Source organism: Niveispirillum sp. SYP-B3756 (assembly GCF_009495745.1).
GTDB lineage: Bacteria > Pseudomonadota > Alphaproteobacteria > Azospirillales > Azospirillaceae > Niveispirillum.
This window is the reverse complement of the sequence record NZ_WIDQ01000002.1, coordinates 365,432-388,577: the sequence shown is the minus strand read 5'-3', so window position 1 is coordinate 388,577 and position 23,146 is coordinate 365,432. Positions and strand designations below refer to the sequence as shown.

At 62.2% G+C, this 23,146-nt stretch carries 25 protein-coding genes; 12 read left to right on the top strand and 13 right to left on the bottom strand.

Annotated elements, in window-relative coordinates; all coding sequences use genetic code 11:
* Positions 1-117: 117 nt before the first annotated feature.
* From GE253_RS05715 to flgB, 8 genes are all read right to left on the bottom strand, one after another.
* Entirely contained in the window at positions 118-3,192 is a 3,075-nt protein-coding gene (locus GE253_RS05715; RefSeq protein ID WP_153203169.1) for a TonB-dependent receptor, read from the bottom strand.
* 495 nt (positions 3,193-3,687) lie between these two features.
* On the bottom strand, positions 3,688-5,868 hold the full coding sequence (locus tag GE253_RS05710) for an ATP-binding protein (RefSeq protein ID WP_348770778.1): 2,181 nt from the start codon (positions 5,866-5,868) through the stop codon (positions 3,688-3,690).
* A 189-nt stretch (positions 5,869-6,057) separates the two neighbouring features.
* Positions 6,058-7,137: a flagellar biosynthesis protein FlhB gene (gene flhB / locus GE253_RS05705; protein WP_153203168.1), complete on the bottom strand. Its 1,080-nt coding sequence runs from the start codon at positions 7,135-7,137 to the stop codon at positions 6,058-6,060.
* Positions 7,138-7,153: 16 nt separating this feature from the next.
* A complete protein-coding gene (gene fliR / locus GE253_RS05700; RefSeq protein WP_153203167.1) occupies positions 7,154-7,918 on the bottom strand; it encodes a flagellar biosynthetic protein FliR in 765 nt (254 codons plus the stop codon).
* Entirely contained in the window at positions 7,918-8,208 is a 291-nt protein-coding gene (gene fliQ, locus GE253_RS05695; protein WP_153203166.1) for a flagellar biosynthesis protein FliQ, read from the bottom strand. The genes fliR and fliQ overlap by 1 nt, the downstream gene beginning before the upstream one ends.
* 213 nt (positions 8,209-8,421) lie before the next feature.
* On the bottom strand, positions 8,422-8,739 hold the full coding sequence (gene fliE / locus GE253_RS05690; protein ID WP_153203165.1) for a flagellar hook-basal body complex protein FliE: 318 nt from the start codon (positions 8,737-8,739) through the stop codon (positions 8,422-8,424).
* A gap of 70 nt (positions 8,740-8,809) precedes the next feature.
* Positions 8,810-9,223 (bottom strand): flagellar basal body rod protein FlgC, encoded by a 414-nt coding sequence (flgC, locus tag GE253_RS05685; protein ID WP_089289911.1) that lies wholly within the window; start codon positions 9,221-9,223, stop codon positions 8,810-8,812.
* Between the two features lie 29 nt (positions 9,224-9,252).
* Positions 9,253-9,657 (bottom strand): flagellar basal body rod protein FlgB, encoded by a 405-nt coding sequence (gene flgB, locus GE253_RS05680; protein ID WP_089289912.1) that lies wholly within the window; start codon positions 9,655-9,657, stop codon positions 9,253-9,255.
* 277 nt (positions 9,658-9,934) lie between these two features.
* Here flgB and GE253_RS05675 point away from each other — a divergent pair, with 277 nt between their 5' ends.
* The 9 genes from GE253_RS05675 to GE253_RS05635 all read left to right on the top strand — a co-directional run bounded on the left by GE253_RS05675 (position 9,935) and on the right by GE253_RS05635 (position 16,363).
* Positions 9,935-10,267 carry an EscU/YscU/HrcU family type III secretion system export apparatus switch protein gene (locus tag GE253_RS05675; RefSeq protein WP_247878493.1) on the top strand — a complete coding sequence of 111 codons (333 nt, stop codon included), beginning with the start codon at positions 9,935-9,937 and terminating at the stop codon, positions 10,265-10,267.
* Positions 10,264-10,599, top strand: a complete 336-nt coding sequence (locus GE253_RS05670) for a hypothetical protein (protein WP_153203163.1) — start codon at positions 10,264-10,266, stop codon at positions 10,597-10,599. Before GE253_RS05675 ends, GE253_RS05670 begins: the two co-directional genes overlap by 4 nt.
* A gap of 2 nt (positions 10,600-10,601) precedes the next feature.
* Positions 10,602-10,952, top strand: a complete 351-nt coding sequence (locus GE253_RS05665) for a flagellar biosynthetic protein FliO (RefSeq protein WP_153203162.1) — start codon at positions 10,602-10,604, stop codon at positions 10,950-10,952.
* A complete protein-coding gene (gene fliP / locus GE253_RS05660) occupies positions 10,949-11,701 on the top strand; it encodes a flagellar type III secretion system pore protein FliP (RefSeq protein ID WP_153203161.1) in 753 nt (250 codons plus the stop codon). The genes GE253_RS05665 and fliP overlap by 4 nt, the downstream gene beginning before the upstream one ends.
* A 217-nt stretch (positions 11,702-11,918) precedes the next feature.
* The gene (locus GE253_RS05655) at positions 11,919-13,481 is read left to right on the top strand and encodes an ATP-binding protein (RefSeq protein WP_153203160.1); all 1,563 of its coding nucleotides are present in this window, start codon (positions 11,919-11,921) and stop codon (positions 13,479-13,481) included.
* Positions 13,482-13,551: 70 nt separating this feature from the next.
* A complete protein-coding gene (locus GE253_RS05650) occupies positions 13,552-15,117 on the top strand; it encodes an ABC transporter substrate-binding protein (protein WP_173012516.1) in 1,566 nt (521 codons plus the stop codon).
* A gap of 171 nt (positions 15,118-15,288) precedes the next feature.
* Entirely contained in the window at positions 15,289-15,495 is a 207-nt protein-coding gene (locus GE253_RS05645; protein WP_089289918.1) for a cold-shock protein, read from the top strand.
* Positions 15,496-15,656: 161 nt separating this feature from the next.
* Positions 15,657-15,944, top strand: coding sequence for a translation initiation factor IF-1 (gene infA, locus GE253_RS05640; RefSeq protein WP_089289919.1), 288 nt, complete (start codon positions 15,657-15,659; stop codon positions 15,942-15,944).
* A 146-nt stretch (positions 15,945-16,090) separates the two neighbouring features.
* A complete protein-coding gene (locus GE253_RS05635; protein ID WP_089289920.1) occupies positions 16,091-16,363 on the top strand; it encodes a hypothetical protein in 273 nt (90 codons plus the stop codon).
* A gap of 17 nt (positions 16,364-16,380) precedes the next feature.
* On the opposite strand, the gene GE253_RS05630 is transcribed toward GE253_RS05635, so the two are convergent.
* Entirely contained in the window at positions 16,381-16,683 is a 303-nt protein-coding gene (locus GE253_RS05630; RefSeq protein ID WP_153203158.1) for a hypothetical protein, read from the bottom strand.
* Positions 16,684-16,896: 213 nt separating this feature from the next.
* Between GE253_RS05630 and GE253_RS05625 the strand changes: the two genes are divergently transcribed.
* A complete protein-coding gene (locus GE253_RS05625) occupies positions 16,897-17,352 on the top strand; it encodes a hypothetical protein (protein WP_153203157.1) in 456 nt (151 codons plus the stop codon).
* Positions 17,353-17,371: 19 nt separating this feature from the next.
* On the opposite strand, the gene GE253_RS05620 is transcribed toward GE253_RS05625, so the two are convergent.
* The 4 genes from GE253_RS05620 to GE253_RS05605 form a co-directional block, all read right to left on the bottom strand.
* The gene (locus GE253_RS05620; RefSeq protein WP_153203156.1) at positions 17,372-18,187 is read right to left on the bottom strand and encodes a hypothetical protein; all 816 of its coding nucleotides are present in this window, start codon (positions 18,185-18,187) and stop codon (positions 17,372-17,374) included.
* 92 nt (positions 18,188-18,279) lie between these two features.
* The gene (locus GE253_RS26650) at positions 18,280-19,269 is read right to left on the bottom strand and encodes a LysM peptidoglycan-binding domain-containing protein (RefSeq protein ID WP_153203155.1); all 990 of its coding nucleotides are present in this window, start codon (positions 19,267-19,269) and stop codon (positions 18,280-18,282) included.
* A 42-nt stretch (positions 19,270-19,311) separates the two neighbouring features.
* Positions 19,312-19,995: a cytochrome b/b6 domain-containing protein gene (locus GE253_RS05610; RefSeq protein ID WP_153203154.1), complete on the bottom strand. Its 684-nt coding sequence runs from the start codon at positions 19,993-19,995 to the stop codon at positions 19,312-19,314.
* Between the two features lie 113 nt (positions 19,996-20,108).
* On the bottom strand, positions 20,109-20,567 hold the full coding sequence (locus GE253_RS05605; RefSeq protein WP_153203153.1) for a cytochrome c: 459 nt from the start codon (positions 20,565-20,567) through the stop codon (positions 20,109-20,111).
* Positions 20,568-20,845: 278 nt separating this feature from the next.
* Between GE253_RS05605 and GE253_RS05600 the strand changes: the two genes are divergently transcribed.
* Both GE253_RS05600 and GE253_RS05595 read left to right on the top strand, forming a co-directional pair.
* Positions 20,846-21,445, top strand: coding sequence for a TIGR00730 family Rossman fold protein (locus tag GE253_RS05600; protein WP_153203152.1), 600 nt, complete (start codon positions 20,846-20,848; stop codon positions 21,443-21,445).
* 291 nt (positions 21,446-21,736) lie between these two features.
* On the top strand, positions 21,737-22,954 hold the full coding sequence (locus tag GE253_RS05595) for an NADP-dependent isocitrate dehydrogenase (protein WP_153203151.1): 1,218 nt from the start codon (positions 21,737-21,739) through the stop codon (positions 22,952-22,954).
* Positions 22,955-23,146: the final 192 nt, after the last annotated feature.

Below are 23,146 nucleotides of genomic sequence, written 5' to 3'. Positions count from 1 at the left end.
GCGGGGTTTTTCTTTGCCGTTGCGGCGCCCAAGAAAAAAGCCGCCCCGACAGGGACGGCTTTCTTATCGAACCCGTCGATCCGGCCTCTCGTAAAGGCCGGATCGACGAGAATGGGATCAGAAGTTGTAGACCACACCCGCGTAGAAGAAGCGGCCACGGTTCTGATAGATACCGGAGCCTTCACCCGTGCCGGTCAGGCCAAACGGCGGCTCCTTGTCGAACACATTATCCACACCGGCATAGACATTCAGCCCTTCATTGATGTCATAGCCGAGGCGAACATCATGATAGAACACGCTCGGATACCAGCGATCGGTCGCATAGTCGGCATCCTGCGGCGGACGACCCTGCACCGACTTGATGGCTTCGATGTTCGGAGAAATCGACATCTTGCCGATATACTGCATCTGGTAACCGACGGTGAAGCCGTGGGTCTTGAACTTGGCGGACAGCTGGCCGCTCCACTTCGGGTCACCCAGTTCCATCAGGATCTGGTCCTTGAACTTGGGAGCAAGCACATTGGGGAAATTGTTGCGCATCATCGTATAGGTTGCGATGACCTGCAGATCCAATGTACCAAAATCGCCAATATCGGTATTGTAGCTGGTATCGAAATCGATACCACGCGACGTCCGCTTGGCGTAGTTCAGCGACGATTCCAGAATACCACCGGGAACGAAATAGAAGGCGTTGCTCTGGCCAGTGCGCGGATCAATGCTGCCGGCCGGCTGGCGCTGGATCAACTGGCAGAACGCATTGTTGAGCGAAGCGGCATCATAGCAAAGATCAACGATATCCTGGGCATCAACGTAGGAAATAACGTCATTGACCTTGATATCGAAGAAGTCGGCGGCGAAGGTAAAGCCCGGAATGATCTCTGGCGTCAGCACGAAGCCCAAGGTTGTGGCCTTCGACTTTTCTTCCGTCAGATTGGGGTTACCACCGGAGCGGATTTCCGCCGTCTGCAAGCGCGCCAGCTCGTTCACGAAGCCGGTCGGGATACCAGCCGCCGCACAGTTGGAGGCGCGTGTCGACGTACCCGAGCTGATATAGTTCGCATCGCAGGGATCGTTGATCGAGGCAAAGTTCTGCGTGGGAGCGGAATAAAGCTCGGACTGGTCCGGTGCGCGAACTGACACAGAGTAATTGCCCCGGAAGCGGATCCAGGAATGCGGGGACCAAGTAGCGCCCGCATTCCATGCCAGCGTCGTGCCCGTGGCTCCCTTATAGTCGGAGTAACGCACAGCACCCTGCGCCGTCAGTTCTTCCGCGAAAGGCAGATCCTTCAGCAGCGGTACATTCAACTCACCATAAACTTCCTTAACCTCGAACACCGCCGGATCGAAAGTCGGGATGGCGTTCAGGAAGGTACCACCAGCGCGAACCAGCTCGTCATATTGCTCATAGGCGGTCTGGCGACGATATTCGCCACCCACCGCAAAGCCGACCGGGCCGGCGGGCAGTTCGAACAGGTCAGAACTGTCACCGCTGATGAAGCCGCCCGCCACGAACTGCGTCTGTTTGCCGTTCGCCTGGGACTGGGTCATCACATAATTGCGTGCGGCATCGGACATAGCGCCTTCGCCGAACGGATTCAGCGGAACGCAGTTTGCCACATCGTCCGCCAGATATTTTTGCAGTTCCGGCGCCAGCGCTTCACGCGCCGACGGATCAACCGTCACCCGGCAGACGATCTTGCCGCTGGCATCGCGGACGGCATCGGTGGCGAAGGCGAAGCGCTGCTCCACACGGTTGCCGCCGGACAGCAACGTCTTCTTCTGATGACCGTAATTCAGCGAGAATTCGTAGTTCCAGTCGTCATTAAAATCACCACAGACACCCACAACCCCGCGATAGGTTTCACGGGTGATATCCTCAACACGGCTGCCGAGATCAAGATTGTTCCGGTTTACCGAGAAGGTCCGCGACGGCGAGGTGCCGGGCACAATGCTGTTCAGCAACGTGCGAGCCTGGGTGCTGAGATAGGGATTGTCCAAGCCAACGATCAGCGTGCCCTGGTCGAAGCTGGGGCTGGATTCCTGCGTGACCTGATTGCGCACGAACTTCGCTTCGAAGAACGGCACGAAGGCGTCAGAGACCGTGTAATGGCCGACCGCATTGACGGCCATACGCCGGATTTCCGGCTGCAACTGGCCATAGCGGCGCAGCGTCGTGCCGTCGCCACCATCGGTGTAGTTCTGATTGGGACGAAAATCCCGCGAGCCATAGTCGGCCTCAGCCAGCGTACCATCCGGGCGGAAGCGATAGACACGGGCAATGTTCGAACCCGGCTTGCAACGCAGGTCACGGGCGGTGCCGGTCAGGGAAGCAGGACAGCCCGGAACAACGGAGCCGCCTTCGCTCAATAATACGTTGCGAACGTCACGCACGAAGATGCGATCTGGAATGCCGTCCGTACCGCCCGGCTCATTGGCGGGGCTTTCATTGATCGCAAAAAGCTGACGAGACCGCGTCCAATCGCGGTCCTTCATCTTGATCTGCTTCTGCTTGGCCTGTTCAACAGAAAGGGCAATGTTGCCCTTGTCATTGTCGAAATTGGTGCCCAGCGTAGCGCTGACGAAATAGCTGTCCCCACCCGGATCTTCCGGCGAGCCATATTGGGCGCGAACCTTCGCCCCTTCGAAATCATCCTTCAGAACAAAGTTCACCACGCCGGCGATGGCGTCAGAACCGTAGATGGCGGAGCTGCCGCCCGTCACCACATCCACCCGCTCGATCAGATCGGTCGGGATCATGTTGACGTCGACTTCGTTGCCACCTTCAACGGCCCCGATATGACGGCGGCCATTCTGCAGCACCAGCGTGCGGCTGGTACCCAGGCCACGCAGGTCAAGCATGTTCAAGCCAGCGGTGCCGATGAAACGGGTGGAGTTGCCGGTGCTGTAAGTGGAGCGCAGGGCCGGCAGATCGTTCAGCACATCACCGACAGACACGGTACCGGTTTCAGAGAAAGCCTCTGCGGCAACAGAGGTCACCGGTACAGCCGAATCCACATTCGGGCGGCGGATGCGCGAACCCGTCACCACAATTTCTTCAATCTGAAGCGTCGACGCACCAGCAGACGCGCTTTGCTGCGCCTGTGCCGGCAGTGCTGTAACCAAACCCGCCGCCACACCGGCAAGCAGGACGGAACGGAAACGCCGTGCCGTCGGAATGTACTGGATCGCCATGATTATCTACCCCGTTATTTTTGGTTCCCGTCCGCAGCATGGTGGTTCCCGATCCACCAATCATGCAGTCAGGTCATGGCAGTTAACCAAGGAAAGAAAATAACGACAAGAAGTGTGTAACCAATTCGTAAAAGTGGTTTTGACCTGTTGCATTGTTGCAATAATTTCGCCTTGATATAATTTTGTTGCGTAAAATCGCATAATTGGAAATAAAATTACTATTTAATATGATTTTTTGTTATTTTATTAATTACACTGTGACGCACACGGCGCACGCCCTCTTCCCGTGAAGGAATGCATAGACATGCTCCCAGCAGCTCCGCAGCATGAGATTCTTCTGGATTACCGGCATTTTCACGTACCGTGACCAGCGTGCATGGTTTTTATTTCAAGACAATTATACGCATAATTATGAACAAAAAATCAACTCACTCAATTCTGGATTGATTCCCACAAAAAAATAGGCAAGAGCCATAATGTTTCCAGATCTTTCCCTTACCCCGCCTCCATAACCTCCTTCACCTTGGCCGCCAGTTGTTTCAGGCTGAAGGGCTTGGGCAGGAATTCCGCCTTTTCATCATTGCCCAAAGTGCTGCGGAACCGTTCCTCGGCGTAACCGGAAATAAAGATCACCTTTACGTCAGGCATGGTTTCCCGCACGGCCCGGATCATGGTCGGACCGTCCATTTGCGGCATCACCACATCCGTTACGATCAGATCCACCGCCGGGGGATTGTCCGCTGATAACAGCTCTAATGCGGCCTCACCGCATTTCGCTTCAATGACGTGATAGCCCTTGTTGCGCAGGGCGCGGGCCGCGAAAATGCGCACGGCATCTTCATCCTCCACCAGCAGGATGGAGCCCATGCCGGTCAGGTCGGAGCTGCCGCGCTCCTGCTTTTCGGCACTGACCGTCGCATCGCCCTCGTTGAAACGGGGCAGATAGATGCTGAACTTCGCGCCGTCCCCCGGCGCACTGTCGACAAAGACGAAACCGCCCGTTTGGCGGACAATGCCATAGACCGTCGACAAGCCCAGCCCCGTGCCGGACCCGACCTCCTTGGTGGAGAAGAAGGGCTCGAAAATCCGCTCCAGATTTTCAGGCGGAATCCCGATACCGGTATCCAGCACCTCTATCACCACATAATCGCCGGCCGGTACCAGATCGGCTGCCCGTCTCACAGGCTCAACCATCGCCAGATTGGATGTAACAATGGTCAGTTTGCCACCGCCCACCGCCTGCATGGCGTCGCGGGCATTGACGCAAAGATTGATGATCACCTGTTCCAGCTGGCCCTGATCCACTTTGACCAGCCCCAGGTCACGGCCATGCAGCATCCGTAATTCGATATTTTCGCCAATTAGTCGGCGCAGCAGGTTGGACAGTTCCGCCAGCACATCGGTGACCGACAGCACGCGCGGTTGCAACGTCTGCTGGCGGGAGAAGGCCAGCAGCTGGCGCACCAGATTGGCGGCCCGGTTGGCATTCTGCTTGATCTGCATGATGTCGGTGAAGGAGGTGTCGCCCGGCTTGTGCCGCAGCAGCAGCAGGTCACAGAAGCCGATCATTGCGGTCAGCAGATTATTGAAATCATGCGCCACCCCACCGGCCAGCTGGCCGATGGCCTGCATTTTCTGCGACTGGACGAACTGCGCCTCCAGGCTTTTCTGCCGGGTCATGTCGACAATATGCAGCACCAGCCCGCAATCGCCTGCTGCCTCCCCCTCCACCGGACGGGCATAGACCTGCACCACCGGGCCCGGGGCGCCGCGCAACTGGGCTTCGAACGGCACCTCACCCTCCCGCCCATCGCGCAGGGCCAGCAGGCGGGCCTGGGCCTCGGCGCGCTTTTCCCGCTGGAACAGCAGGCCGACGGACCGGCCCGCCACCTCCGCCATCGGGATGCCGGCCAGGGCCAGCACCGTGTCATTGCACTCCGTCACCCGCAATTCCGCGTCCAGCAGCACGATGCCGATGGGAGCATAATCGAACAGGCGCTGAAACCGGCGTTCCAGCTGTGCCAGGGCGGGATCGATGGCCGGGGGCGCAGGCAATACCGGGGTCGGCTCTGCCAGTGGCAACGGCGCGGGATGGACCAGCCAAAGGATATGACCGGCAAACCCCTCCACCGGCCGTGCGCAAACCCGATGTGGCACCAGCTGCCCCGACGCGGCATCCGGAAAGGTCAGCGTCACCTCCCCCGCCATCCCGCGCGCGGCAGCCGCGGCCAGCCGGGTCAGCTCCACCCCCGCGGTTGGGCTGGGGCTGCGGCTGGCGAGTGCCGTCAGCGGCGGTGTCTTACCCGGCCGGGCCAGATCACGGAAAGCCGGGTTATAGGCCACAGCCCGTTCGTCCGGCCCCATCAACAGCTGCGGCAGCGGGCCGGCCTCCAGCGTACGGGAAAATAAGCGCCGCTGCGCCTGCATCGTCGCAATGCCGGCCAGCAGCATCCGCCCCAGCACCAGCCCACCAAATACCAACAGGGCGGAGAAGGCCCAGATCAGCAGCCCGGCCCTCAGTCCCCCCGGCCATTCCGCCGGCGGCGGGCCTTCCACCCGGCCCATCAGCAACAGCCCCGCCACCCCAGCCAGCACCAGCAGCGTCAAGCCACCGCCCACCAGCCGCGCCGGGGGCATATCGGTGGGGAGGGCGAATTTTCTGGCACGCCTGCTCACGTCTGCGATCTTCCTGACAAGGGTGCCAAGGCTTAACTCATTTGTATTGCTTAGAACCTATAGGTTCTAAGCAATACCCTCAAGCGCCGGCGCCGACATCCGTCGGCTTGGCTTCACGCGGCACGGGCCGCGCGGCGGCAGTTGCCGCCGTACACAGTTGCGATGAGGCGAACGCATCGCAACTGTGTGTCAGCCCGGCAGGGGTTTGCGCTTCATTTTGAACACGTAGGAGATGATCTGCGCTACCGCCTTGTAATGGTCGGCGGGGATCTCCTCATTCACCTCTGCCGTGGCGTAGAGCGCGCGGGCCAGGGCCGGATTGGCGATCAATGGCACGCCATGCTCCTCCGCCAGCTCGCGGATTCGCATGGCCAGATGATCCACCCCCTTGGCCACCACCGTCGGTGCCCCCATGGCAGCGGGGTCATATTTCAGGGCGACGGCATAATGGGTAGGGTTGGTGACCACCACGTCGGCAGTGGGAATATTGCCCATCATCCGGTTGCGGGCGCGTTCCATGCGCAACTGGCGGATCTTGCCCTTGATCAGCGGATCGCCTTCCGCCTGTTTGAACTCGTCCTTCACTTCCTGCTTGGTCATGCGCATCTGCTGCATGAACGTATAGCGCTGGTACAGATAATCGGCCCCGCCCAGCACCAGCAGCACCAGCAGCACGGCAAAGATGATGCGGGCAGCCAGCGATTGGGTCTCCCGCACAATATCGATCATCGACATGGCGATGAAATGATCGACCGAATGCCAGAGGGGGCGGAGCATCACAAAGACGACGATGCCGACAATCACCAGTTTCGCCAGGGCCTTGAGAAATTCCACCAGATTCTTCATGGAGAATTTCTGCCCCAGCGCCGTCAGCGGGTTGAGGCGGCTGAAATCAAACTTCAGAAATTTTTCCGTAGTGACCAGAAAGCCGACCTGCACCACCGACGCCAGGACGCCCGCGACCAGCAACAGCAGCAGCGGCACCGCCAGGGCACCCACCACACTCATCGCCAGATCGCGCAGGATCAGTTCCAACGTACCGCCATCCATGGGGATCGCGTGGGGTTGTTCGATGAAGGGCAGCAGCGAGGCGTCGATCCGCCGGAACGACCAGGGCAGAATCAGCAGGATCAGGCCCAGGCTGGCCCCCAGCACGAACAGATGGCTGAATTCCTGGGATTTCGGCACCTGGCCTTTTTCACGCGCATCGGCCAGGCGCTTACTGCTTGGTTCTTCGGTTTTGCTGTCATCGTCCTGATCCTCGGCCATGGCGCCCCTCCTCAGCTCACGGCTGCAGGATGTTGATCAGGTGGCCCTCAAACCGGGCCAGCCAGAACACCATCAGGCCGCTGAGGCTGAGCCCCAGCAACAACATGCCGAAAATGATCTGCAAGGGCATCCCCACGAAGAAGACCTGGATCTGTGGCACCAGACGGGCGATCAGCCCCAACCCGAGATAGAATAGCAGGCCGATCACCGTGAAGGGGGCTGCCAATTGCATCCCGATCAGAAAACTATCCGCCATCACCCGGGTCAGATGCTGGGCGGCATCATCCACCGGCAACCAGACGCCGGGCGCAAACAGCGAATAGCTGTCCACCACGGCCAGCAGCAGCATATGGTGCAGGTCGGTGGCGAAGATCAGCACCAGCGCCAGCATGGACAGCAGCGAAGAAAGCGCATTGCCGGACGTAGCCTGGGCCGGGTTGAAGCTCTGCGCCGCCGACAGGCCCACCTGATTGGCGATCAGCATCCCCGCCGTTTCCAGCGATGACATCAACAGGCGGGCAATGGTGCCCAAAAACAGCCCGGTCAGCGTTTCCGCCAGGATCAGGGTCAGCATCCCGCCCACCGTGGCGGGACGCGGCGGCATACTGGAAAGCAGCACCGGCATCAGCAGATAGGAGACGCCGAGCGCGAACAGCAGCCGGATGCGGGCGGAGACGAACGGCTCCCCAAAGCCCGGCATCACCAGCATGGCGGCACCGACGCGCATGAACACCATCAGGAAAGCGAACAGCGAGCCGGCGATCAGCTGGTCCAGCTGCATCAGCCATCATCCCCATCGCGGGCCGTGCCAACGGCGATGATCTTGTCCATCAGCCCTTCGGTGAACACCTTCAGATGCCCATGCATGAAGGGCAGCAGAAAGACCATGGCCACAAACATGATCAGGATCTTCGGCACGAAGGTCAGCGTCTGTTCCTGCAACTGGGTCAGCGCCTGGAACAGCGAAATGGCCAAGCCCACCACCAAGGCAATCGCCATCAGCGGCAGGCTGATGATGATGGTGACGAACAGCGCATCGCGTACAATATCAATGGCTTCCGCCTCGGTCATGCCGGCGGTTCCTTCCCCTTGTACCAATCCCCCTTGATCGTGACCGATCCAGAGAGATTTCATGTTCCCCCAAGCGCCGGGCGGCGGCATCCGCCGCCTTGGCCTGACAGCACCACGCGGTGCCGGGCTGGCGGTCGCCAGCCTCCAACCTGCCTAAAGCTCAACCTCTAGGCAGGTTGGTATTATACCGGCCCGCCGGCCACAGGCCCGCCGTCACATCGGCATACGCAGGATTTCCTGATAGGCGGAGATCACCTTGTCGCGCACATTGACCACCGCCTGCAACGTCATTTCGGCGTTGGTCACGGCGCTGACCACATCGGCAAGGTCGGCCTTGCCCACCACGCCCTTGGCGGTCATGTCCTCGCCCTTGTGCATGGTGCTGATGGAGGTCTCCACCGCCTCCTTCAAGGCATCCCCGAAGGAGGCCCCCTCCGCATTGCCGGCCTTGGCGGAACCACCAGGGGCGGTCAGCCCGCGCTGGGCGGCATTGGCATAAGCAGAAGCGGCGCTGGAGAAGGGAATGGCCATGGCGGTAATCCGGCTTTCTCACGGGTACGGACAGCGTTGCGGCCGCCCGGCCTCTCAGGACAGGGGGAACTCAGTTGGCACGCAGCAGATCGACGGTGCGCATGATCATCTGGCGCGTGGCGTCGATGGTATTGAGATTGGCCTCATAGGAGCGCTGGGCCTCCCGCATGTCCGATGCTTCGATCAGCGAATTGACGTTGGGCGTCAGCACATAACCATCGGCATCGGCGGAGGGGTGGCCCGGATCATAGCGACGGGGAAAATCGCTGCGATCCACATCGATCTTCTTCACCTTGACCTTTTCAACGCCGATTTCCTTGTCCAGCGCATTCTGGAACAGCACCACCTTGCGGCGATAAGGCAGATCGCCCGGCGAGGGGGCGGTGGAATTGGCATTGGCCAGATTTTCGGAAATGATGCGCAGGCGCGTGCCCTGCACCTTCATGCCGGCGGCCGACAAGGCCATGGAATTCATCAGGTCCATCTTATCCCTCCCCTATCGCGTCAGGCCGATCAGCGCGGCGCCGTCATGGCGGTGCGCAGCATCCCCACCTGCTTGCGGTACAGATTGGTCACCGTCTGGTATTCCAGCGCATTCTGGCCGATCTTCAACATCTGCTCTTCCAGCACCACGCCATTGCCGTCGGGCGCCGTTTCATAAGGGGTTCGCTCCTTATCGGCCTGGAACGGCCCCTGCTGCGGCAATGTGCTGGCCAGATGCCCCTGCTTGCTGCCAGCCAGACCCATTTGCTGATGCGCACGCAGTTGCTTCTTGAAGTCGAAAGCGGTCAGATCGCTGGCCTGGAAATGCGGCGTGTCGGCATTGGCCACGTTTTGCGACAAGACTTCCTGGCGCTGGTTATGCCAGGCCATCTTGTCGTTCATCATGCGGAACAAGCCGGTATCGCCCAGATCCATGATCCAATCCCCATTCGTCGACCCACCGGGCCGGACATCACATGCCTGACAGAACAAGAAGCAAAAAACGCGCCATTCTGGCAGGCTGGCCGCATCTTCATATGCCGGCCGATGGGGGCAAGGGGTTGGCACCCTTCACACCTCACCTCATCACCATACTCCAACCCCACGGTTAATAAAGCGCAAATGCCGCTGGCCGGCCTGTCGCGGGGCCGGCCATTCTGTTATCCTGTTGCCTCTGTATCCTTTTTGTCCTCCCTTGCCGGGAAGCTTGCCGTTGGCCGATACCGAAGAACCCAGGCAGAAACGACAGGTCGCCGTCGCCCTGCGCCATCAGGCTGGCGATCCGGCCCTGCCGCGCATTGTGGCCAGCGGGCATGGCGCGGTGGCGGAACAGATCCTGGAACTGGCTTTCGCCCATGGGGTGAAGGTGCGCACCGATGCCGATCTGGCGGAAATTCTTGCCGCCGTGGATGTGGAAAGCGAAATCCCTATTGAGGCGATTGCCGCCGTGGCGGAAATTCTTGCCTATGTTTACCGCGCCAATGGCGGGCCGGCTGCGGCCGGCCCTTCCACCGGCCCCGATGATCCTGTAAGACCGCCAGCATGACCATACCCCTGCCCCCTGCCGCCGCCGATATCGCCGACACGCTGGCCAGCCTGGATGCCTTGTTGACCGCCAGTGCCGCCAATGTGCGCAGCGGCGACATGGTGGAACTGGCGGGACTGGAGCGAGAGGTAAAGCCGATCTTGGATGCCGCCCTGGGCCTGCCACCCGATCAGGCCCGCGCCCTGTTGCCACAACTGGAAAAGGTGATGCTGGGTCTGGAGGGGCTGGCCATGGCCCTGAAGGAGGTACATGGCGACAAGCTGGGGGGTACGGAAACCCACTCCACCCGTATCCGTGCCGCCGCCGCCTATCGCCGCAGCGAGGAAGGCTGAGCATGGACGGGGATAGTTACATCCGCTTTGTCGCGGCCCTGGTCTTCGTGCTGGCCCTGATCGGGCTGTTCGGCTTTCTGCTGCGGCGCTTCGGCCCCAATGCCGGCCTGCCGGTGCAGCGCCGGGGTGCAGCCCGCCGGCTGGGCCTGGTGGAGGTACTGCCGCTGGATGCGCGCCGCCGGCTGGTGCTGGTGAAGCGCGACGGGGTGGAGCATCTGCTGTTGCTGGGCATGGGGGATGACCGGGTGGTGGAAACGGGTATCATTCCACCTGCTGTGGCTGAGACAGCCGCCCCCGCCCCGACACCCAGTTTCCTCTCCCTGCTGAAACGTGGTCCGGGGGAAGGCGCATGAGCCTTTTCTCAACGATGCCGCGCCTGCTGCGCGGGCTAGCCCTGGCCCTGCCCGCTTTGCTGCTGGCGGTCCTGCCGGCGGCCGCACAAAGCTTCTCGCTGGATATGGGCGACGGGCCCAGCAGCACCGGCCGCATCATCCAGTTTGTCGCCCTGCTGACGGTGCTGTCACTGGCGCCCAGCATCCTGATCATGATGACCTGTTTCGTGCGCATCACCATTGTGCTGAGCTTCCTGCGCTCCGCCATGGGCACGATGCAGGTGCCACCCAATCAGGTGCTGGTCAGTCTGGCCATGTTCCTGACCTTCTTCATCATGGCGCCGACCCTGCAGGCCTCCTATCAGAACGGCATCGTGCCGCTGATGAATGAGGAGGTGGACGAGATGACGGCGTTCAAGCGCGCCGTTGAACCGTTCCATGCCTTCATGACCAGCCATGTGCGGGAGCGCGATTTGCAGCTTTTCATGGATATATCCAAGACCCCGCCGGTGGCGGCGCCAAAGGATGTGCCCATCCATGTGCTGATCCCCGCCTTCATGCTGACAGAGCTGAAGCGCTCCTTCGAGATCGGCTTTCTGATCTTCGTGCCCTTCCTGATCATCGATATGGTGGTCTCATCGGTGCTGATGTCGATGGGCATGATGATGTTGCCGCCGGCCATGATCGCCCTGCCTTTCAAGCTGATCTTCTTCGTGTTGATCGATGGCTGGTATCTGGTGGTGGGCAGTCTGGTGCAGAGCTTCGGGTAGAAGATCGTCCGCCCCATGGCCGGCACAACCCTGCCCCCCGCCCCCCTCCCCCAACGCCCCCTCCCCGTCGGCGGCCTTCCTGCGCTATAGAGCGGGTCGCCTTCAGGCGTGAAGCCGCTCGCGGACAGACTCGATCTGGAGCCGGCTCTATTTTCAGCTTAACGAAAGCCGGCTCCAGATAGGCCGCTTCGAACGGAACTGACGGAGTGATGGGCGGATGCAGGTCGGCATCGACATGGGTTTGACGGCGGAAAACCGCCCGGCACTGCTCGACCTGGAGGAATTGCTGGCCACCCGCCTGCTGGTGCAGGGCAACTCCGGTTCCGGCAAGTCGCACCTGCTGCGCCGCCTGCTGGAACAGAGCGCGCCTTGGGTGCAGCAATGCGTCATCGACCCGGAAGGGGATTTCGTCACCCTGGCCGAGAAATACGGCCATGTGGTGGTGGAGGCCGCCGACCATACGGAGGTCTCCTTGCAACGGGTGGCCGCCCGCGTGCGCCAGCACCGTGTCTCCGTGGTGCTGAGCCTGGAGGGGGCGGATATCGAGGCGCAGATGCGTCTGGCCGCCGCCTTCCTGGGTGGGCTGTTCGATGCAGAGCGCGATTACTGGTATCCGATGCTGGTGGTGGTGGACGAGGCCCAGCTCTTCGCGCCTGCCGCCGCTGGTGAAGTATCGGACGAGGCGCGCAAGATCAGCCTGGGCGCCATGACCAACCTGATGTGCCGGGGCCGCAAGCGCGGACTGGCCGGCATCATCGCCACCCAGCGCCTGGCCAAGCTGGCCAAGAATGTGGCGGCGGAGGCCAGCAACTTCCTGATGGGCCGCACCTTCCTGGATATCGACATGGCGCGCGCCGCCGACCTGCTGGGCATGGAACGCCGGCAGGCGGAAATGTTCCGCGACTTGCAGCGCGGCCATTTCGTGGCCCTGGGCCCGGCCCTGTCGCGCCGGCCGCTGCCGGTACGAATCGGGGTGGTGGAAACGGCCGGGCGGGGCGGCAGCCCCAAGCTGATGCCCCTGCCCGATCAGCCGCCCGCCGACGCCCGCGACCTGATCCTGACCCCGACGGCGGATGAGCTGTTCGCCCCGACGCCCATGCCCGTGGCCAAGCGCCCGCCGCCGCAGGCCGCCCCCGACATCAACGCCGCCCTGCGGCTGGCCGGGCAGCGCCAGGCGGAAATCGCCGCCAATGCCGCCGCCAACCCGGAACCGCCCGCCCTTTCGGCGGAGGAGATGGAGCAGCGGCTGGATGAGGTGCTGCGCGAGGTGCTGGCCGACCCAGAGGCCGCCTTCCGCACCGATGCCGTGCTGTATCAGGATTTCCTGGTCCGCTGCCGCATTCACCGACTGCGCGGGGAAGCCCTGGATATGCCGGGCTTTCGCCGTCGCCTGTCGGTGATCCGCGCCGGGGTGGATGCCGGCGGCACCGACCAGCCGGAATGGGCCCAGGCGGAGGAAGCAGCCTCCGGCCTGCCCGAGGATATGCAGGGGGTCTTCCTGCTGCTGGCCCGCGCCGCCATTGCCAAGGCGCCCTGCCCGTCTGATGCAGAGGTGGCGCGGGCCTGCGGCAGCCGCTCCCCCGGCCGGGCGCGGCGCCTGCTCTCTTATATGGAACAGCGCGGCGTCATTGTGCAGCGGACGCTGCTGGGCGGAATGCGGGCCATCGCCCTGCCACATCTGGGCTGCCAGACGGCCGCCGGCGATCCCCATGCACCCGACCCGGCCGACATGATGGCAGCCGCGGAAAATGGGCCGGACCTGTTTGGCACCAACGGTTAACGTTTACGTCACTGGCACAGCACCCCAATACAAGTCATGATCGTAAATGGGGAGGATGCAATATCCGGCCATGCCAGGAAAGACCAGCCGTATAGACCAGCTTCTGCTGGTCTTCATCAGCCTTTTGGCAGCATTGCCCGCCTTTGGCACCAGCGCAGCGACATCTCTACGCATCGGTTTGGATTTCGTTGCGGCCAGCGCCGATCCACAAGCCATCGCCGCCCCCTCCAGCCATGCGCTGGCCTTCCACATCTTCGAATCGCTGGTGATGTGGGACGGCGGCGACCGGATCAAACCCGTCCTGGCGCAGGAATGGCGACGCGAAGGACCGACCCGCTGGAGCTTTACGCTGCGCAGCGATGTGCGCTTCCATGATGGCCATCCACTGGGACCGGCGGATCTGGCCTTCACCTTCTGCCGGCTGGCCCGTCTGGAGGGCCAGTTGCAGGGGCTGATCTATAATATCGTGAGAACAGAGGCGCCGGGACAGAACCGGGTGCAGATCGACACGCGCAGCCCCATGTCCAACCTGCCCCGCCAGCTGTCGCGTCTGGCCATCATCGGCGCGCCGCCGGGCTGGCGGGGGGATTATGCAGCGGAAAGCTGCCCGCCGACGGACCAATACAAGCCAGCGGATTTCAACGCTGGGCGTGTTCCGGGCAGCGGCCCCTATCGCCTGACCGGGTTCAAGGCGGGCGTTTCGGCCCTTCTGCAACGCTATCCGGGATATTGGGGGGAACCGCCCGACTGGGATCGCGTGGAAATGACCGCCATTCCTGAGGGGGCGGAGCGGGCCCGGGCGGTGATCAGCCGCAAGGTGGACATCATCAACCGCCCGCCGCTGGAAAGCACCAGCTTCTTCGACCAGCATCCCCATACCAGGATCGTCACCGGCGGTATCAGCCGTACTCTGTTCCTACTGCCCAACACGCGCAAACGCACGGGTGCTGTCAGCCTGGACAGTGCCGCCGTCCGCCAGGCGATTTCCGCCGCCATTGACCGACGCGGGCTGGCGGACCGGCTGATGGGCGGGCTGGCCTTGCCAGCGTTCCAGCCCCTGCCACCGGATGACCCGGCCTATCCTGGCTTGCGGGAGGAGCTGCCCACCCCACCGCCGGGCACCCGCCTGCCGCAAAAACTGGAAATCACCACGCCCCCCACCTTCCGCCGGGTGGCGGACGGGGTGGCCCGCTACCTGCGGCTGGCCGGGGTCCAGGTTGATATCCGCGATGTTCCGTCTGAAGCGCTGCCCGGGCTGCTGGAATCGGGCGATTTCGACATGATGATGATCGGACGTGTCATGTTCGATGGCGATCTGGCTCAGCAGACGCGCGATACGCTGGTGACCCGTGATTCGGCACGGGGGGCAGGGGCCGGGAATTTCCAGGGCTATTCCAACGCCGAGCTGGATGGGCTGGTGGAACGGGCGATGGCGACGGAAGACAAGACGGAGCGCGCCGCCCTGACGCGCCAGATCAGCACCCTGGTGATGCGGGAACTGCCGACCATCCCCTTGCTGCACATCGCCCGTTCCTGGGCAATGAATGCCGATCTGGGATATCTGGACCAGCCGGACGGGCTGACCCTTGCCGCCAATGTGATGCCGCTGGTGGCAACGCCGGCCCGCATGCGTTGAAGGGGAGAATGGCGCTGCCGATGGGTGCCATGACAGGCCGACCGCTTGCATTCGGCCGGCCAAAGCGCCATCTTGCCGCCGTCGTTCCTGCTTCTGGACCGGCCGGCATGGCAACCGGCCCCGTTCCCGCTGTAGCCGACAGTCGGGAACCTCAAGGGGAGATTGCCAAAAATGCCCGCGGGCACGGTCAAATGGTTCAACAGCATCAAGGGTTATGGCTTCATCACGCCGGAAGATGGCAGCCCTGATATTTTCGTCCATATCTCGTCCGTTCAGCGCATCGGTCTGGCGACCTTGAAGGAAGGCCAGTGGCTGCAGTTCGACGTGGAGAAGGACCGGCGCACCGGCAAGACGGTGGCGCTCAACCTGCGTAACTGATGCGGTCCGGCCCCGGGCCGGCGCCAGGACAACGTAATGGAAGCCCTTCGCAAAGGGTGCACAGGCGGGGAGCCTGCGCGCCCTGATTGGCTTTGTACATGGATCAGACAGGCGGCAGCGGCCCGTTCAGTACCGCCACCGCCGTTGCAAGGAGAGGCCAGATGGCCAAAGAAGAGTTCATTGAGTTTGAGGGCACTGTTCAGGAAGCCCTGCCGGATGGCCGTTTCCGCGTGACGCTGGAAAATGGCCACGAGATCATCGCCTATACGGCCGGCAAAATGCGTAAAAGCCGCATCCGCACCCTGGCGGGTGACCGGGTGACGGTGGAAATGACCCCCTACGACCTCAATAAGGGGCGCATTACCTTCCGTCACAAGGATGAACGCGCCGGCGGCCCGCCGCCCGCCGGTGGCCCGCCGCGCCGTCCGGGTGGCCCGCGCCGCCACTGACCGGGCAACCGTTGAAGGCAGTGCCTAGCTGCACTGAAAAGCCTTCAGCGGTCATACGGTCACAAAACTGCTATTGATTATCTGCTGGCGGCCGATGCTCCGGGGACGGGGCGCGGCCGCGTTTCTATTGGTTCACGGGGAATATCATGTCCAGTCTTCACAAGCAGGCGATGGAAGCCGTCCTGAAAGCCGCCGAGATGGATGTGCTCGGCACGCTGGAAGAACAGGGCATCAAGGATCGCTACAGCGAAGAAGGCGATCAGGCGGCCATGGATGTGGCGATTCTGCACGGCTATCGCGTCTTCATGCGCATCTGCGAAGCCAATGGCGTGCAGGCCGATGCCGACCTGTTCGCCGAAATGGCGGCGGAACTGGCCGACGATATCGCCAATGACCGCAGTGGCGGCGACGATCAGTAAGGGCGGCCCGGCAAGGTTCAGTCCGGTTCCTTGCGCCGGCGCAGGGGCGATGGCTCCCCCATCTGCCCCTGCGCCTGTATCGTCTCCATCAGCCGGTTGCCGTCCCAGGGCGAAAGCAGCAGCTCAAAATCCCGGCAATGTTTCTCGATATGCCGGCTGACAATGACAGCCGCCCGCAGATCGACCTCATTTTCTACAGACAAGGCGAAACGGTCCAGGTCCGGATAGCGATGGCGCATCTGGGTGACCAACCGCACCAGCCGCACGACAGCCGCCGCCACCTCCTCCGGCAGATCGGTAAGATCGGGGTAGGTGACCATGGCCCCTCGTCTTTGCGCCCTGATGCAACGGTTGGTTAATTATTCTCTGCCACTATGCCAGCGCATGAGGAGAAGGCGAAGCCTGCGCTTCGTCTTTTTAAACCAGGGCTTTATCGTTATGATAATTCACTGGACCGGGGGGCTTGTCCCCTATATCGAATTCACCCATGGACAGGTTCCCCCCAAATTGGGGGCGGCAGAGGGAGAGTCCCCTTGTCACAGGCGCTTGAGACGGTTGCCAAGCTGGTACATGAGGTGGAGAGGGGCCTGCCCATCGCCCCCGGTACACTGCGCATGGATGATGATGGTGGTGTCACCGTCAATCGGGAAAGCGTCAGCTCACGCCATCACTTCTTCCTGGACGGGCTGATGTTTCATGTCAGCCTGATGCCCCGGCATGACCATACGGTCTTCCAGATCTGGGCAGAGGTGGGTTATCTGCCCTATTCCATCGAATCACCGCAAAAGCGGGCGCGGCTGATGACGGTGCTGCGGGCCACCAATGGGCTGGACCGCGCCAAATTCATCGTGGATGAGAAGCAGAAGATTCTGGTGCTGGGGCAGGTGGAGGTTGAGGGGGCCATGACCCTGGCCGACCTGATGTATGAAACCGTGCAGTTCCTGCAGGAAGCCCGCCCCTATCTGCGCGTGCTGGGGGAGTGTCTGTAGCAGTAAAGGGCGCCCCTCCTTACGTGCTCAGCGGGGTGTTTACCGGTGCCAGGGGCTGCGCCAACGCCTGATCTTCCCGCCAGATCAGCCGCAGGATCAGGAATATGGCCGCCCCCACCGGCAGGGCGAATTTCAGCGACCAGGGCAGATACAGGACCGGCTTTTGAAAGCCCTCCGTCATGATGCCGGCCATCAGCAGATGCAGATTGAGGTTGCCCGCCCAATCCATCGTCACCAGCCCCAGCCCGGCAGAGACAAAAAGGGTCCAGAGCCAGCGAAACCGCAAAACCCTGCATCGCCACATCAGCGTCAATGCCAGCACCTTAATCGCAACAATCACCAGCATCAGTGCCAACAGGACATAATGCTCCCCGCTGAGGCCGTTCAGATGGAAACGGTTCAATTCTGCCAGGGGCGCTTTGAGCGGATTGACCTGAATCCCCAGAAGACGGGCCGTCTCCCCCCGCTCCAGAACGATATTCAGCAGGGCATACCGTCCGTCAGCCCCCTTCAGTTCATAGGTTACGGCGAGGTTTTGCCCCCAATGGACGGAGAGCAACCGCTGTTCCACAGGGGCGGTCGGCAGCGCGTCCCGCAGAGCGGGCAGGACGGCGGATAATTGCTCCCAGAGGGCGGGCGGTGCCAAACCGCGCAGGGCCGCATCCTCCCCCGTCTGGATATAGCGGACCACAGCAGCGACCTGACGGTCCTCCTGTTCCAAGCGGACGGTCGCGGGAGAGAGCCGGTCGGGCATCAGGTTCAACAGTTCCAGCAGGGGCATGAACAACCCCAGCAGGCACAAGACAAGGCCGAGACCAAACCAGAAATGCCGCAAGCGCCCCTCCCCCTTACGTCAATGGTCGCACAGCGGACGATAAGGCAGGACAACGCGCATGACCAGGGGGATTTTCTCTTTTTGGAAACGGGCTATTTCTCGTCCGGCATCATGAAAATCTGACCAGGATAGATCAGGTCCGGATCGCGGATCTGGCCCTGGTTAGCCTCGAAGATCATCGTATAGCGCGGCCCTTCGCCATAGGAGCGGCGGGCGATGGTCCAGAGATTATTGCCCGGCACCACCACCACGGCGCGGTTACCAGCCATACTTTCCGGCAAGGGTTTCTTGTCGAACTCCACCTCTGCCCGGCTGGCAACCTTGGCACCATTCTGAACCTGATCGGCACGCAGATTGTAGCGGCCATTTTCCAGCCCGCGATCCGGTGTCAGCGACCAGCGCCCGGCATCATCGGCCTGTATCCGGCCGATCAGATTATTTTCCACATAGAGCATCACCTCCGACCCGGCCTTGGCCTGGCCGCCAACGGTGACGCGGCCGCCACGGTCATAATCGATGGTGTCGATCGTCACCTCCCCCGCCGGACGGGGCGCGCCTTCGCCACCGGCAGCGCGCGGCTTCTGCAAGACGCGGCTGTCGCCCTGCGGGCCAGTCAGCACGGCCAGCGCGTCGCCCGTGCCATCCTGGCGGCGCCCGGCCAGATCGCGGTTGCTCTCCGGCACCGCCAGCACCACCGTACCCAGGCCGGCGGTCACCGTGCCATCCGGCCCCACCGCCTCCAGCCGTAATTCGCGCGCACCGGGCGGCAGGGGTTCGGTGGGCAGGAACACCCATTCGCCCCGGGCATCGGCCATGACACTGCCCAACAGCTTGTCGCCATCCAGGATGCGCACATTCTGCCCTGGTATGGCACGGCCGGCGATGACGGCATTGCCCGCCGGTTCCACCCGAACCACATCAAAGGTGGGGCCGGCAGGCAGCGTCGCCGGGGCGCTTGCCGCCGGTCTGGCCGTACCGGGGCCGGCCTTGTCGCCCCCCTGGCCCTGAAGATAGAAGGCCCCCGCGCCGATGGCGGCAACGGCGACAATGGCGGCGGGGATCAGAAGCTGTTTGCGATTCACGGGCAGTGGAACCTTTCTCGCAATCATGCGGAACGCCCCAGATCAGGCGAAGCTGATCAGGGCCCAGATGGCGGCGGTCGCTATGGCTGCTACCATAAACGCCCGAAAAAGCGAAACGATCCGTGGCGCCGGCTCCGACGCTGGCAAGGCCGCCCGTCCCGTCACCATCGGCCGCACCAGATCCAGCCGCTTCAACCCGGCATAGAGGAGGATGGCGGCGATATGCAGGCCGACAATGGCCAGCAGCACATTGAAATTGCCCTTGTGGATCGTACGCATCAGGGCGGACGTCGCCCCGCTGACCTTCCCCGCCAAGGGCCCGTCCACCATGATACCATCGCTGGTGAACAGGCCGGTCACGGCCTGCACAGTCACCACGCTCAGCAGCCCGATCACCGCCAGCGCACCCAGCGGATTATGCCCGGCATGGGCCGCCATGCGGCCGGGTGCCGCCAGTTCCCGCAGATGGGCCAGAATGGCCGCTGGCCCGCGGACAAACTGGCTGAACCGTGCCGTCTGGCTGCCCACCAGGCCCCAGATCAGCCGGAACAGCAGCAGCGCCAGCACGGCATAGCCAAAGCGCATGTGCCAATCCATGGCATCATTTTCGCCCGACCACCAGGCCGCGACAATGCAGAACACCAGCGACCAATGGAACAGGCGCACCGGCAGATCCCATACCACGACCCTGCGGGTAACAGCGGTCTTGTCCTTGTTCCGGCCCATGGCCTTATCCCACTGGAAAATCCGGATGAAAGGCGGCGGAAGCCGTGAGGCACCGCCGCCCGCGCCACTATGCCGTTCCCCCGCCGAAGCCCTGGCGAGGGGACGGCGCAGACTTACTTGCGGTAGGTTTCGTGGCAACCCTTGCAGGTGCCGCCCAACTTGCCCAGAACCCCACCGATGGCGGCCTTGTCACCGGTGGCCGCGGCCGCCACCAGGTCAGCGGAAGCGGCCTGGAACGCCATGGTCTTGGCCTTGAAATCGTCCATATTCTCCCAGATGCCGGGCTTGGCCTCGCTCTCGCCGACACCAATGGCGGTACCGGTCGGCCACCAGCCGGGGAAGGCCTTGGAAACGCCCTCGATGGTGGCGGCAGCGGCCTGCACATCGGCGACGGTGCCCTTGCCCTCTTTCAGGAAGGCACCGATGGCCTTCATGGCGCCGCCAGCCTTCTTCAGTTCGGTCTTGCGCGCATCGACCACGGCCAGCGGGTCCTGTGCAGCGACGGCGACGCCGGCCGACAGCACACCGGCAGCCACAAAACCGGCGATCAGCAAGCCCTGAATACGCTTCATTCGATTCTCCTGTCATCCTGGCGCCGGGCCGGCGCCAATCGAAAGGCGGCGTCCCGGATGGGGGTCAGTGGATGCACCGCAGCACATCCGCCCCCGCAATTTGTTGGTACCGCCCCATATCCGCAAGAGGCAAGAAAGCCACATTGAGAACAAGCTGCGGGTTTACCCGTCCCTTATGGCGTGACAGAGTGCCGCCAGCACCCATTCCGGCATCTGCCGTCAACACCAGCTTTTACGGGCCCATCACCGGTATCCGTCGTCAGGGAAATGCGTTGATCATGTCGAATATCCGTTCCGTCTGTGTTTACTGCGGTTCATCAAATTATGTGGATGAGGCCTATAAGCAGGCGGCGAAACAAACCGGCCATCTGCTGGCCGCGGCCGGGCTGGACCTTGTTTATGGCGGCGGCAATGTCGGCCTGATGGGAATCACCGCCGATGCCGCCCTGGCCGCCGGCGGCCGCGTCATCGGCATCATCCCCGACCATATCCAGAAGTTCGAGGTGGACCATACCGGCCTGACCGAGCTGCATGTGGTCGACAGTATGCATACCCGCAAGCGCATGATGGTGGAGCGTTCCGACGCCTTCATCGTGCTGCCGGGCGGCATCGGCACCCTGGATGAGATGTTCGAGATCATCACCTGGCGGCAGCTGCAATTGCACGCCAAGCCGGTGATCATCGTCAATATCAACGGCTTCTGGGATCCGCTGCTGGCCCTGATGGACCATATGCAGGCCACCGGCTTCATGCGCAAGCCCAACCTGCCGGGCGCCAGCAGCCAGTTGTTTCAGATCGTCAATGACGTGGAATCGATCCTGCCGCTATTGTCGGTGCAGCCGACCCCGATGCGCGAGGCGCAGACGGCGCGGATTTGATCCGATACCAGCGGCCTGACAGAGTGACCATCGGTCACTCTGTCAGGCCCTTCAATCGCCAGCGCCCACATCCGTGGGCTTGGCTACGCCGCACGAGCGGCGCGGCGGCAGTCGCCGCCGAACCATCGGTCAAGAATTTGACCGATGGTATTACCGCAGCCCAGCCCCGCCGTTAGAACGAAAGTTACCGGTTGCGGGGCTGTTGCGACGTTATTGCAAATAGGCTTTATTGGCCCCGCCGGGCGGATCGGTAAACAGGTCCGCCCTCTTGAACCCTGGGAGAGCGCTTCCATGTCGAAGATCAAAGTCGCCAATCCGATCGTGGAACTCGACGGCGACGAAATGACCCGCGTGATCTGGCAGTTCATCAAGGACCGCCTGATTCTGCCGTATCTTGACGTCGATCTGAAGTACTACGATCTGGGCGTGGAAGCCCGCGACAAGACGGATGACAAGATCACCGTCGAATCCGCCGAGGCCATCAAGCATTACGGCGTGGGCGTGAAGTGCGCCACCATCACCCCCGACGAAGCGCGGGTGAAGGAATTCAATCTGAAGCAGATGTGGAAGTCGCCCAACGGCACCATCCGCAACATCCTGGGCGGCACCGTCTTCCGCGAGCCGATCATCTGCAAGAATGTGCCGCGTCTGGTGCCCGGCTGGACCCAGCCGATCGTCATCGGTCGCCACGCCTTTGGTGACCAGTACAAGGCCACGGATTTCATCATCCCCGGCGCCGGCCGCCTGTCCATCACCTTCACCAGCGCCGATGGCACCAGCAACATCCGCCACACCGTATTCGATTTCGACGGGCCGGGCGTTGCCATGGGCATGTACAATGTCGATGAATCGATCCGTGGCTTTGCCCGCGCCTGCATGAATTATGGCCTGATGCGCGGCTACCCGGTGTACCTGTCCACCAAGAACACGATTCTGAAGGCCTATGATGGTCGCTTCAAGGATCTGTTCCAGGAAGTGTACGAGGCAGAATTCGCCGACAAGTTCCAGGCCGCCGGCATCACCTATGAACATCGTCTGATCGATGACATGGTGGCATCCGCCCTGAAATGGTCGGGTAACTTCCTGTGGGCTGCCAAGAACTATGATGGCGACGTGCAGTCCGATCTGGTGGCGCAGGGCTTCGGCTCTCTGGGCCTGATGACCTCCGTTCTGATGACCCCCGATGGCAAGACGGTGGAAGCGGAAGCCGCCCACGGCACCGTGACCCGTCACTTCCGTGACCACCAGAAGGGCAAGCCCACCTCCACCAACCCGATCGCCAGCATCTTTGCCTGGACCCAGGGTCTCACATATCGCGGCAAGTTCGACAACACGCCCGACGTGGTCGAGTTCGCCAAGACCCTGGAAAAGGTCTGCGTGGCCACGGTGGAAGATGGCTACATGACCAAGGATCTGGCCACCCTGATCGGGCCGGAACAGAAGTGGCTGACCACCCAGGACTTCCTGGCCAAGCTGGACGAAAACCTGCAGGCCGCCCGCGCCAAGTAAGGCGATGGGCGAAACCGTACAGGTTTCGTTGAGATGGGGAACCCCGGTGCCGATGGTGCCGGGGTTTTCTTTTTGTCAGCGCTGATGTGTGGACCAGAGCGACGGTCAGGTGTGACTGAAACTCAGGAGTCTCCTCGTAGGTTTCTGCTGTCGTTCCAACCACATAACCGTCATTCCCGCGAAGGCGGGAAT